The organism is Fodinibius sp. Rm-B-1B1-1, from assembly GCF_038594945.1.
GTDB lineage: Bacteria > Bacteroidota > Rhodothermia > Balneolales > Balneolaceae > Fodinibius > Fodinibius alkaliphilus.
This window is the reverse complement of sequence record NZ_JBCFYD010000002.1, coordinates 484,490-496,479: the sequence shown is the minus strand read 5'-3', so window position 1 is coordinate 496,479 and position 11,990 is coordinate 484,490. Positions and strand designations below refer to the sequence as shown.

Below are 11,990 nucleotides of genomic sequence, written 5' to 3'. Positions count from 1 at the left end.
TACAACATGGAAAAATATCCCTTGGCATTACGATACTTGGTTAGATTATTACTGGCTTTTACAATAGTTGCTGCACTGATTATTACCAGGCAACTTTTGGTTCCCCTTGCGCTGGCCGTTCTCTTTGCCTACCTCTTATATCCCGCTGCTCAAAAACTTGAGCAAAAAAGCATTCCCCGAATTGCCACCAATTTTATCCTCATTATAGGATCAATAATAATTGTAGTCGGTTCTGCTTATGGAGTTATTCTACTTATCACTACTTTTACCGACAATTTGCCGGCAATAAAAGATCAGGTTGATACAAATATAACCCGATTTCGCTGGGCATTAGGACGTACGTTTGGGGTTACCGCCGAACAGCTCGATTCCATTGTAGAAAGTATAAAAGGATCGGGAGAATATGTTGCTCAATTTTTTACCGGTACAGCCAATACTGTTCTTACCGTCGGCTTAATTCCCGTTTATACCTTTTTGCTACTTTTCTATCGCGATAAATTTCGCACCTTTGTAAAAATACTGGTACCCGAAAGGCAGCAAAACGTAGCCCAAAGTATTATTGATCAAGCTGCAAATGTGGTCCCCAGCTATCTTAAAGGACTCTTTATCGTGTTTTTTATTTTGATCGGTATTAATAGCCTGGGATTTTACCTTATCGGAATTGAATATGCCCTGCTGGTGGGACTGATGGCAGCTATCTTCAATCTTATCCCGTATTTGGGTACGGTCATCGGTTATGGAGTGGCTTTTTTGTTTGTATTGGCTACCCAATCGCCAACGTTGGCTCTCGGGGTAGTTGTACAATTTTTTATCGTTCAGTTTATCGAAAATAATATTCTTACACCCAATATTACTGGCTCTTATGTTGAGATTAATCCGCTTGTAACGATACTTTCGCTAATAGCCGGCGGCATGATCTGGGGACTGCCCGGCATGTTTATGGTGATCCCCTACCTGGCAATTCTGAAAATCATCTGTGAAAATATTGAAGAGCTTAAACCTGTGGGATATCTGCTTGGTACACGAGGTGCCGAAGAACACTCCCTGACTCTGAGAGATATCAAAGATAAACTTAGCTGGTAAATTAGTTATTTACCTGTTTTTCGGCACAATCGGGACAATCCAACCAGTTTTCAGTAGGCATTTTAGGCAACGCCTTAGGACTGCTCCCCTTCTCAAAAACAGGTCGGTAGAGCACATCTCCTTTTTCGTGCGATTCTCCACAACTATGGCAATGCTCCTCTCCATCGAGCTCTTTGGGCGTATATCCCGCAATAACCCATCCCTCATGTCCAGCATGTACGGCTAAACTTTCTAATGCCGCTCTTACCGTTTGAGATTTATTACCATTGTAAAATTTTCCTGCTAATTCTTCCAGCAATTTTACCGTCTCATCATCGAGTGTAAAGTTTAGTCGTTTCATACCTTACAACCTTCAGTGTGTATTTGTTGATGGTGTTTGTAATTTTCCCAGTGCCCTGCTATCAGTAGACCACTACCAATCAATGTGATAATAGATTCCCCCCATAATCCTACCCATTCGTGCAGTAGCCAAGCCAACGCTACCACAACCAATCCCGAATACAATAATCGTGGAATAATCTTGGGGATATCAGAATTTCGAAGTGCGTAGTATACCGTTGGGACAATCAATAAAAACAGGAGAGGATGTGTCCAAAAGTGAATTGCTTCAGCAACGGGCCAGAGCGGTAACAGTACGATTACAACGGGGAAAAACAGGCAATGAATCGCACAAAAACCAGATAAGCTTATACCGATGCGATCCCAGAAAGATTTTGAAAACAAAGTGTTGGATTTGTCTAATTTTCAGTGTGTATGAATATACACACTCATTAGAATAAAAACAATCACTCATACAAGAAAATCTTACCGGGATCACTATCAATAAAAAATTGTGTCTCGATGATTTAAGACATCGGCAGCCCTCTTTTTTCTTTGAGGGCCTCAATCAATTCTTCTTTATTCATTTGTGAATAGCCTTCAATTTTCTCTTTTTTTGCCCGTTCATAAAGCTCCTCTTTGGTCCACTCCTCGAAAGAAGTAAGCTTTTTTGCTTTTTTAAGAACCTCTTCACTTTTGTTCTTAGTCTGTTCACTCAGCTCATCAAACTCTTTCTTCGTTGCCTCGGCTCTTCGCTGCAGGTAAGCACGAATCTCAGCGAGATCATTTCTAATGGTCTCTAAATACTCCTCGCCTTTTTGAGATATCTTTTCTCTCGTTTTTGTGCCTTTATCAGGAGCAAACAGCATACCCACTACAACACCGCCGGCCAAGCCTGAAAGAGTAGCAATAAGCAGTTTATCAAACTTTGAATTATCCATAATGTATTTCACAATTTTATAAGTTATAATTAACGGAATCTTATTTCCGAACAAGCTTTTGCGGACGCTCATAGCCATAGTGCTTATAAATATTATCGATAAATTCAGATCTTGCTTCCGTGGGCCAATTGTCTTTGTCGAAACCTGGGGCATTTTCCAGCTTTTCTTTTGTCACATCCATCGTAATGATGTGATCATCGTCTTTTCTTGTAAAACGAAGCGCCTGCATAGGTACAGCAAAATATTTATCTCCCATACCTAAGAATCCACCGAAAGAAAGTACGGCATATTCAATATTGCCTTCTTCAAAATTAACCATCAGATCTTGGATTTTACCAATATCCTCATTGCGGCGATTTTTTACTTTAGTTCCCTTTATTGTTGTGGCTGATAACATGTTATTTTTCATGGTCTTACCCTCTTTTATTAGGTTGTTTTGTCATATAATAGTTTAAACCCTTGCCTTCATATTCATCATCTCAACGGCAAGATCGGTTAACTTTTCGTCGGCTGTTCGCTCTTCTTCTAAAGACTGTTCCAGCAAGCGGGCAGCTTCTCGATGTCCGAGTGCTTTAGCATACTCAACCACCGTGCCGTAAGCGGCTATTTCATAATGCTCAACACGCTGGGCGTTGGCAATCAGCCCCGCATCGCGCACCTTTGATTCTGCTTCCTCCTTCATAAAATCTTCGGCCTCTGTAATAAGCCCCTTCATCCCTTTACAGGTTTCACCAGTAAGCGTAATATCTAAGTCATCTCCGATATTATTTAATCGCTCGATCTGTGTTTCCGTTTCCCTTAAGTGATCATTCAAAGCTTGTTTTAACTTTTTGCTTTCTGCATTCTTAATCATTTTAGGAATGGCAGACTTAATCTGCTTTTCAGCGCTATAAATATCCTTTAGTTGATGTTCAAAAAGGTCTTCTAAATTTTTTAAAGAACTCATTATTTAACTCCTCAGTTTTTGTTTAACAGGATCTCATAAAATTCAATAATTTATATCTTTACCTGTCACTATTGGTTCCCCTAAAAAATTATTTCTATTGAACTTACCACAGCCATAATAGAGATTCCATTACAGCACTACTGACTTAATAACTACGACCAGAAAGATTAACTTTAGTATCATCCTCCGGTTACGTCTTTCAATAAAATGGAATCTAATTCATGGTCGGGATCACTATGATGAAGCACCGAAATATCCCCGGTTGACTCCATCACAACAGCCTTAACCTGACTTAACTGCGTCACATTTGCTTCTCTTAATTTTGCCCGTAAATCAGAAATTGTTACTCCTGCCTTATCCAAATTACCGTCCAATATTTTGGATTTGTCCATAAGTAAAATGGGTTTGTTATCAACCATCTTGCCAATACCAATATTTTTAACTCGTAATCTAGCAACCGTCATCTGCACCACGTAAAGAACTCCCAAAGCAGTAACAGCTTGAAGTAACGGAGGATCGGACGACAAAAGAGAAGTTGCTACAATTGATCCAATAGCTACCGTTATAGCAAAGTCAAAGCTCGACATTTTAGAGAACGAACGAAGTCCCCCAAGCCGTGTAAAAACAATCAATGCGATGTAAATTCCCACAGTCGAAATAACAACCATCAAAAGTGCATCCCGTGTTGTTAAGATCCAGGATAAATCCATAATAGTCCCTCTTTTATTATTAATGCTTATTTGAAATATATACTACCGCTCTCCACTAAAAGTTCATCTAAATAAAAAAGGCCCCGGAATATCCGGAGCCTTATAATCAGTTACTAAGTAAAAAAGACTTAGCTTGCTTGCGCTTTCTTTTTCGCTTTAAAGCGATTGATCACGCCACCGTGCAATACAGCTTCTTTCTGTCGGTCACTGAAGCTATGTTTAACCGTGTACTTTTTGCCTTTTGTCTTGTTATGGATGACCACCTCGTTACCATTTTTAATGGCTTCTCGGATGTCATTCACTTCAAGGATATCTCCCTGGTCGATATCTTCGTAATCCTCATCATTCGCAAATTCGAGTGGAGGAATTCCGAAGTTCACCAAGTTTTGCCAACCAATTCGAGCATAACTCTTGGCAATAACAGCTTGCATACCCAAGTATCGGGGAGCAATTGCTGCATGCTCTCTACTGGATCCCTGAGCATAATTCTCACCAGCAATTACTACGTGCCCGCCATGCTCGTCACGAGCTTCCATAGCGCGATCATAGAAATTGTCGTCCACTACATCGAGCGTGAATTTACTAATTTCCGGAATGTTACTACGGTAAGGAAGGACCTCAGCACCTGCGCGGAGAATCTCATCCGTAGAGATATCATCCCCCATCTTAAGCAGAACAGGCACGTCAAAATCTTTGAGTTCATCAAAGTCGGGCATCGTAGAAATATTAGGCCCTTTCTTGATTTCTCCTCGTTTCTCTTTAGGCTTTGGAGGAGTAAGCATTTCTGTATTAATATGAATCTCCTTCGGATGCTCATACTTCGGATACTCCATATTATATAAGTCTTCAAGATCACGGGGATCGGTAATCTTTCCGGTCAATGCAGAAGCAGCTGCCGTTTCAGGGCTAACCAGAAATACTGAATCTTCTGGGGTTCCAGAACGATCCGGGAAGTTACGGGGTACAGTACGCAGACTGTTTTGTCCTGATGCCGGCGCCTGTCCCATTCCAATACATCCGTTACATCCGGCCTGGTGGATACGTGCACCTGATTGAACCAAATTAAACATCACATTATTCTTGACCATATTCTCAATGATCTGTCGTGATGTGGGGTTAATATCCCAAGAAACATTGTCGTTAACTGTTTTGTCTTTCACAATTTCAGAAGCTATCCAGAAATCACGATACCCCGGGTTCGCAGAAGATCCTACATATGATTGATAGATATCTTGACCTTCTACTTCACTAATAGGAACGACATTACCGGGACTGCTGGGCAGCGCAATCAGCGGTTCAACATCGTCAAGTACGAGCTCTTCATACTTATCATATTCAGCACCTTCATCAGCTTTCAGCTCAACAAATTCGTTTCCGCGTTCTTGCGACTCCATAAAGCGACGCACTTCACCGTCGGCGGGAAATACTGTACTTGTAGCCCCCATCTCAGTACCCATGTTCGCAATTACGTGACGGTCCATTGTAGAAAGATTCTTTAGTCCTTCACCGAAATATTCAATTACATATCCGGTAGCACCATCTACATCGTAACGACGAAGCATTTCGAGCACCACATCTTTGGCGCTTACCCAATCAGGAAGGTTCCCTTTTACCTCAACGCCCAATACTTTCGGCATTTTGATGTACAAAGGTTCACCAGCAATAGCAAAAGCGACATCCAAACCGCCTGAACCAATTGCAAGCATTCCCATACATCCGGCTGCGGGAGTGTGACTATCAGATCCAGCCAGCGTCTTGCCCGGAATTCCGAATCGTTCGGTTTCAATCGGGTGACTTACCCCATTACCGGGACGACTAAACCACATACCAAACCGTTCAGCAGCGGATTTCAAAAATACGTGATCATCCGGATTTTTGTAATCCGTTTGGATCAAGTTGTGGTCAACATATTGACAAGATAGTTCCGTTTGAGCCTCATCCAGTTCCATGGCTTCCAGTTCAAGCATCACCATTGTTCCGGTGGCATCCTGTGTAAGGGTCTGATCAATTTTCAAACCAATTTCTTGGCCGGGAACCATCTCCCCATCAACCAGGTGACTTTTAATTAATTTTTCTGTGACGTTCAGTGGTTTACTCATAAATATTTTTGATTTGTTTCCGCTGTATAGTTGATTAACTAAAGTAAAATCCTACAAAAATCGTTTCTTAAAATACCAGACAAAGGCCCTATTCTTCAAGTAAATGCACAAGAAATAATAATTTATACATATTCTAAGCTACAGGTGGAAATATATACTTAGTTTTTAAAGTTTTTTTTCTTAATTAGAAATGTCTGAACAGAAAAAACAATCTGTACTTCATTCGTATGAATACAAGTGATTTAGTGGCCAAACTTGCTGATCATTGGGATATGACCCAAAGCGATGCCCGGGAATTACTGGATACAATTATCCATACGTTTAATGATAATATTGCCGCCGGTAAACGATTTACGGTCCCCGAGTTGGGAACGTTTGGGACAAATACCCGGAAAAAGCGGAAGTCATTTAATCCACATTACGAACAGTACATGATGTTGCCTCCTAAAAGGGTGGTAGAGTTTAATGCAAGCAAGGGTATTAAAGAAGATCTAAAAAAAGTAGACATAGACGATGAGTGAAAAAATCACATTCGGGGAACTCATTGAGTCAATTGCTGCTGAAACAGATCATTCAAAGCAGCTTACCCATGATTTTCTCAAAGATTTTGTAAACATCATCAATGGTGGACTTGAAGAAGACGGCAAGGTTAATATTGCCGGCTTTGGTAAGTTCGAATTAAAACACGTTGATGAACGGGAAGGCTATAACCCTCAAACAGAGGAGAAAATGACCATCCCTGCTCATAATAAAATCGTCTTTAAACCTTACAAAGATCTTCGTGAGCTCGTCAATGCCCCTTATGCCCACATGGAGCCCAAGCTCCTCGAAGCAACTCCAGCTGAATCTGGTGAACCTACTAACTCGGATTCAAAAAGTGAGGTGAATGAAACAAAGAACGTTGAAAACCCATCAACTTCTGCTGATGCAAATGATGATGGATCTGATGATTGCACATCAAGAGAAGGTAAACTACGCGAAGATGATTTTATTCCTACGGGTCCCCCTACTTCTCATGATGAGGAAGTATTAGAAAGTGCTCCAGATAATACCAAAGGAGATACAAACGACAATCCATTTAATTTTGCTGAAGATGATTCCACAAAATCACCTGAAGTAAAAAATGAGTCTGATGATGACAATGGGGATATCGTGGAGTTCGATGGAGATTCCTCTGATGAGGAAGATTCTGACGAAGAGATTCTTGAACAATTTATCGGTACTGAAGAAGAAATAACGCCTGAAGATGTTGACTCACAGGTTGATCTAACTCCGAAATCTGAAGAATATGAAGAAATACCCTCTGCTGATAGTAATGAAGAAATCTTAGCGGAAGAAGTTGAAAAATTAGAAAAGACCGCCGAAGAGCTGAAACAGCAATCTGATCAGGCGAAAGATGATCAAGAACCTAAGGAAGAGGAGAAACAAGATGTAGAAGCACTGCCAATGCTTGAGATGCAAAGATCTGACAATAGGACCTCGGCGGTTCCTTACGTGGCAGCAGCCGTTATTTTATTACTACTCGTTGTTGGAGGCACGTGGTATTACAGCAATATGTCTGATTCCAATATGCCGTTAATATCTTCGGAACAAACGACAGCATCGGCTGATGTCACGAGTTCGCAAGCAGCCGATGATCGGCAAGAAGAAATAAGTAACGAAGAAACCGACGAAGCACAACAATCAGAAGCTGCAAATCAATCTACATCAAACAATAGTAATCCCTCTAACAATACACAATCAACACAGCAAGCGGCACAACCGGTATCGACAACAACGCAAAACGAAACATCAGTAGAAATTGAAGAAGGACAAACCTTATGGAGTATGGCTGAAGAGCGCTACGGCAACCCCCGATTATGGCCCTGGATTTATGGCCACGACGGTTCGCTGGACGATCCCGACGTTATTTATGCCGGCAGCTCACTTTCGGTTCCGTTGCCATCAGGCCCACAAAACACTCTCAATGCTACCGATTCTGTTGGGGTTGCAAAAGGATTTTTAGCTACTTATAAATGGTATAAAAGCAATGAAACGGCAGTAGCCAAAAATCATCTTTGGGCTGCTAAACGATATCACAAAAACCTGCAACAAATTGCTGATATATCCATAGACAAAGCAGATCTCTCTTTCGCCAACTCAGCCCGTTAACGGTCTGATTGACATAACTCAAAATGATATAAATAAAAATTTGTAATAAAAGCACACCAGAGGAGAATATATATGATTCGTCACGTAGTAATGTGGAAATTAAAGGAAGAAGCAGAAGGTGCCACCAAGGAGAAAAATGCTGAAAAGATGAAACTTATCCTGGAGGGACTAAAAGTAAATATCGATGAAATAAAAAACGTTGAGGTAGGGATTAATATGTCTGACAATGACGACGAAGCTGGTTCACCCTACGATGTAGTTCTCATCTCGGATTTTGAAAGTGAGCTCGACTACACCATGTACACCCGAAATGACCATCACAAAAAAGCAGTCAAATTCATTAACTCTGTTATCGAAGAGCGCCACTTTGTAGATTATAAGATGGACACCTAATCTCCAACTATGACATATTATTATACCTCACAGGGATTTGCTTCGGCGAATCCCTGTTTTTTTAGCTCATTTTAGAGGCTTCTTGCACCAACCTTGCAAAAATACGGCGCTGTGCCGGAATTTGAGGTAAATATTCTGGATGCCATTGCACCCCCAGCACATAACTTTTTTCTTGATGTTCAATAGCTTGAATAATACCATTTTCTTCTTGGGCAGCCACTTTCAGCTTATTTCCTAAAGCATCCACCGCCTGATGATGGAGCGCATTCACCCATACCTTCTCAAAAGTCAGAATATCACGAAGCTTACTGCCAGCCTCCACTTCCACCATCTTCTTGGGCCAAACGCTTTTCACTCGCGGCACCTCGGTATAATAGTTCGCAATATCCTGATGAAGTGTCCCTCCGAAATAGATATTCATAAGCTGCGCACCACGGCAAATTCCCAAAATAGGAATATTTTTTTCTACCGCCTCTTCCACTAACGCAAATTCCATTTCATCGCGATCTTTATCTACTCCCGCCTCGGCCGTAGAAAAAATCTTTCTAAGCAGATAAATAAACGGAAAAAAAACAATAGTAAGCAGGTAATAAAAAAAGATCCGAATACTGGAAACTTTTTCATCCTTTGAAAACAAATCCTGTAGTTCTTCGTGCCCATACCTTTCTGGGTTGATATCTGCTCCCCCACCAATAATAAGCCCATGAATATCTTCCTCAGGCAATCCCTTTTGGGGATGAATACGGATTGCCCTCCCCCCTTGTAGAAACACAGCAAACCAGGTAAATAACCAAGCCGCACGTCCTCCCTTATCCGGTCCTGTCACTCCAATATTTGGCCTGCCTTTACTCATCAATATCCAATAAAATTTCTATAGTATCAGCCCACTCCTTCCGAAACGAAATAACCGTTTGTTTTCTACGCAGTAGATATAACCGACTTAATTTATCAAGCATTTCATCGTTCTCAGCAAGTTCTTCAACAACCAGCCAATGGTCCCACTCCAGCTCAAATCGCCAATTGGAGTCATCAATCCTGCTATTAGGCAACCGGTAATGAAAAGTAGGACGCGGATCATTCTTTTCACCCTCCATAACCGGGGCTATCAAATCCTTATTCAGCATGCCAAAAATGGGCATCATATCTACGGGACGATTCCGGGTGGGATTAACCGCAATATAATCCTCAATAAGTTTATCTTTATCAGGAGAATAATCAGGCGACAAAATTTTACGTACATACTTTTCCGGAAACGGATCTACAAAAGGAGAAATACGCCGCGTCATATCAATATTTAAAACCTTCACAAGCCAGGGATAAAGAATCACAAAGCTCCGCAGATATCGCAATAACGTATCTACAGAAAGATCCGGAGCTTCAATATTTAAATGCATCCCAAAAGCGTGTATCATCGACGCATGGGTCCCCTCTGCCTTATTTTTTTGCAACGCCTGGCGCAATTGTTCCAATGTATCAAGCTCCGAAATCGGTATTGGGGGCATTACAATTTCGAGCGGTACAACCGTTCGAGCCAGTTTGTCAACAATATCTTCAATTGATTTACGAAAATTATCTTCCTCCAGCTCAATACCCAGCTTATCAAAAATATTTTCCTGAGCCATCCGACGAAGAATGCGAGCATCTAACTCCACTCGAAAGTTTCCCAGCGAAGTATCTACCACTTCAATACTATAGCGATGCTCTTTTTTTATTTCCCCTCCATAAAGTTCTGTAATAATTTTAGCGGTTTCATCGGGCTCTATACCGGCAAATTCAATTTCGAGACCCACCTGACGTTCATTGCCTTCGGTTGTTTGTACAGATGGGGGCAATCGGTAAGACATATAATATTATTTGATTTGAATAATGACGGTGCATCACCTATATAATGCCATGGTATGTAAAAGCTTGAAAATCAAACCTCACAGCATTTGCCATACACAGTGCTAATTAGCATAATCAACTTTTCGAAAACGCAAAAATATCATAAACAAAAATCAGGGACAATTTATGAAACGATTTATTCAAATTGTGCTGCTCATCGTCTTTTGTATTCCGATGGCAGTAGCAGCTCAGCAAACTAAAGTTTTTACAGGAGCTAAAATTATCCCTATTGAAGGGGAACCTATTGAAAATGGTGTATTAGTTATTCAAGGAGATAAAGTTCTCGATGTAGGTACTGAGGGTGAAGTTGACATTCCATCTAATGCGCGTAAATTCGATGTGAGCGGTAAAGTGATTATGCCCGGACTCGTCGACTCCCATTCACATATTGGTGACGGCGATGGCGGAGATCGCTCCTCTGCCCTACATCCTGATGCACGCATAATAGACAGCATTGATCCCCACAGCGAAACCTTTAAAAAAGCGCTGGCCGGCGGCGTAACGACCGTTAATGTAATGCCGGGATCGGGTCATCTTATGAGTGGTCAGACGGCCTACCTAAAACTCCGTAATGCAGATAAGATTGAAGAAATGCTGGTCGTAGACCCCGAAGAAGGTATTGCTGGTGGACTCAAAATGGCTAATGGGACAAACTCCATTGGCAGTGCTCCCTTCCCCGGTACGCGTGCAAAATCTGCTTCCATGGTTCGCGAACTATTCAACAAGGCCCAAGATTATAAAGGACAGGTTGAAGAAGCTGATGGTGATCCCGATAAGATGCCTAAACGTGATGTGGGTATGGAAGCCTTGGTAGAAGTATTAAATGGTGAACGGATTGTACACTTCCATACGCACCGCCATTACGATATTTTAACTGCCATTCGACTGTCAGAAGAATTTGATTTTCGATTAGTACTCCATCACGTGAGCGAAGCCTGGAAAGTTGCTGATGAAATTGCTAAATCGGATGCTATGGCTTCTATAATTGTGTTAGATTCGCCGGGTGGAAAACCAGAGGCCTCTGATATTAAATACGAAAACGGTGCCATATTAGAAGAGGCTGGCGTGACGGTGGGATACCATACCGATGCATCTATTACTGATACCCGATTATTTCTGCGATCAGGTGCTTTTGGAGTACGGGCAGGAATGAGTCGCAATGCAGCTCTTAAAGCGCTAACCATCGAAAATGCTAAAATGATGGATCTACAAGATCGCGTAGGCACCTTAGAGCCGGGCAAAGATGCCGACTTTGTGGTACTAACGGGTGATCCGCTTAGCGTTTACACGCGTGTACAACAGACGTGGGTAGAAGGCATCAAGCAGTTTGATTACGCGAATCCCCGAGATCGTAAATACTCTACCGGAGGATTCAAAGTATTTGACGGCGCAGCCCACAACCATCACTTTGGTGACTAAGGCATAACCCCAAACTTACGTTTAGAACGTAAAAAGAATTTAAGTT

14 protein-coding genes are annotated in these 11,990 nt (G+C 41.6%); 5 read left to right on the top strand and 9 right to left on the bottom strand.

What is annotated here, in order from left to right:
- Positions 1-6: 6 nt before the first annotated feature.
- Positions 7-1,083: an AI-2E family transporter gene (locus AAFH98_RS09445; RefSeq protein ID WP_342522456.1), complete on the top strand. Its 1,077-nt coding sequence runs from the start codon at positions 7-9 to the stop codon at positions 1,081-1,083.
- Between the two features lies 1 nt (position 1,084).
- Here the strand turns inward: AAFH98_RS09445 and AAFH98_RS09440 are convergent, their stop codons facing one another.
- The 7 genes from AAFH98_RS09440 to AAFH98_RS09410 all read right to left on the bottom strand — a co-directional run bounded on the left by AAFH98_RS09440 (position 1,085) and on the right by AAFH98_RS09410 (position 6,097).
- Positions 1,085-1,423, bottom strand: coding sequence for a ribbon-helix-helix domain-containing protein (locus AAFH98_RS09440; RefSeq protein WP_342522455.1), 339 nt, complete (start codon positions 1,421-1,423; stop codon positions 1,085-1,087).
- Complete coding sequence (locus AAFH98_RS09435; protein WP_342522454.1) at positions 1,420-1,806, bottom strand: MerC domain-containing protein; 387 nt, start codon at positions 1,804-1,806, stop codon at positions 1,420-1,422. The genes AAFH98_RS09440 and AAFH98_RS09435 overlap by 4 nt, the downstream gene beginning before the upstream one ends.
- Positions 1,807-1,928: 122 nt before the next feature.
- Complete coding sequence (locus AAFH98_RS09430; RefSeq protein ID WP_342522453.1) at positions 1,929-2,342, bottom strand: YtxH domain-containing protein; 414 nt, start codon at positions 2,340-2,342, stop codon at positions 1,929-1,931.
- 40 nt (positions 2,343-2,382) lie between these two features.
- Positions 2,383-2,751 carry a PRC-barrel domain-containing protein gene (locus AAFH98_RS09425; protein WP_342522452.1) on the bottom strand — a complete coding sequence of 123 codons (369 nt, stop codon included), beginning with the start codon at positions 2,749-2,751 and terminating at the stop codon, positions 2,383-2,385.
- Positions 2,752-2,793: 42 nt separating this feature from the next.
- Positions 2,794-3,288, bottom strand: coding sequence for a ferritin-like domain-containing protein (locus tag AAFH98_RS09420; RefSeq protein ID WP_342522451.1), 495 nt, complete (start codon positions 3,286-3,288; stop codon positions 2,794-2,796).
- A 179-nt stretch (positions 3,289-3,467) separates the two neighbouring features.
- Entirely contained in the window at positions 3,468-3,998 is a 531-nt protein-coding gene (locus tag AAFH98_RS09415; protein WP_342522450.1) for a DUF421 domain-containing protein, read from the bottom strand.
- Between the two features lie 128 nt (positions 3,999-4,126).
- Positions 4,127-6,097, bottom strand: a complete 1,971-nt coding sequence (locus AAFH98_RS09410; protein ID WP_342522449.1) for an aconitate hydratase — start codon at positions 6,095-6,097, stop codon at positions 4,127-4,129.
- Between the two features lie 227 nt (positions 6,098-6,324).
- On the opposite strand from AAFH98_RS09410, the gene AAFH98_RS09405 reads away from it, so the two are divergent.
- From AAFH98_RS09405 to AAFH98_RS09395, 3 genes are all read left to right on the top strand, one after another.
- Positions 6,325-6,618: an HU family DNA-binding protein gene (locus AAFH98_RS09405; RefSeq protein ID WP_342522448.1), complete on the top strand. Its 294-nt coding sequence runs from the start codon at positions 6,325-6,327 to the stop codon at positions 6,616-6,618.
- Entirely contained in the window at positions 6,611-8,248 is a 1,638-nt protein-coding gene (locus tag AAFH98_RS09400; protein WP_342522447.1) for an HU family DNA-binding protein, read from the top strand. The genes AAFH98_RS09405 and AAFH98_RS09400 overlap by 8 nt, the downstream gene beginning before the upstream one ends.
- Positions 8,249-8,320: 72 nt before the next feature.
- A complete protein-coding gene (locus tag AAFH98_RS09395; protein WP_342522446.1) occupies positions 8,321-8,641 on the top strand; it encodes a Dabb family protein in 321 nt (106 codons plus the stop codon).
- A 61-nt stretch (positions 8,642-8,702) separates the two neighbouring features.
- On the opposite strand, the gene AAFH98_RS09390 is transcribed toward AAFH98_RS09395, so the two are convergent.
- Entirely contained in the window at positions 8,703-9,494 is a 792-nt protein-coding gene (locus tag AAFH98_RS09390) for a gamma-glutamyl-gamma-aminobutyrate hydrolase family protein (protein WP_342522445.1), read from the bottom strand.
- Positions 9,487-10,485, bottom strand: a complete 999-nt coding sequence (locus tag AAFH98_RS09385; protein ID WP_342522444.1) for an amidoligase family protein — start codon at positions 10,483-10,485, stop codon at positions 9,487-9,489. The genes AAFH98_RS09390 and AAFH98_RS09385 overlap by 8 nt, the downstream gene beginning before the upstream one ends.
- 166 nt (positions 10,486-10,651) lie before the next feature.
- On the opposite strand from AAFH98_RS09385, the gene AAFH98_RS09380 reads away from it, so the two are divergent.
- On the top strand, positions 10,652-11,944 hold the full coding sequence (locus AAFH98_RS09380) for an amidohydrolase family protein (protein ID WP_342522443.1): 1,293 nt from the start codon (positions 10,652-10,654) through the stop codon (positions 11,942-11,944).
- The last annotated feature ends 46 nt before the right edge of the window (positions 11,945-11,990 follow it).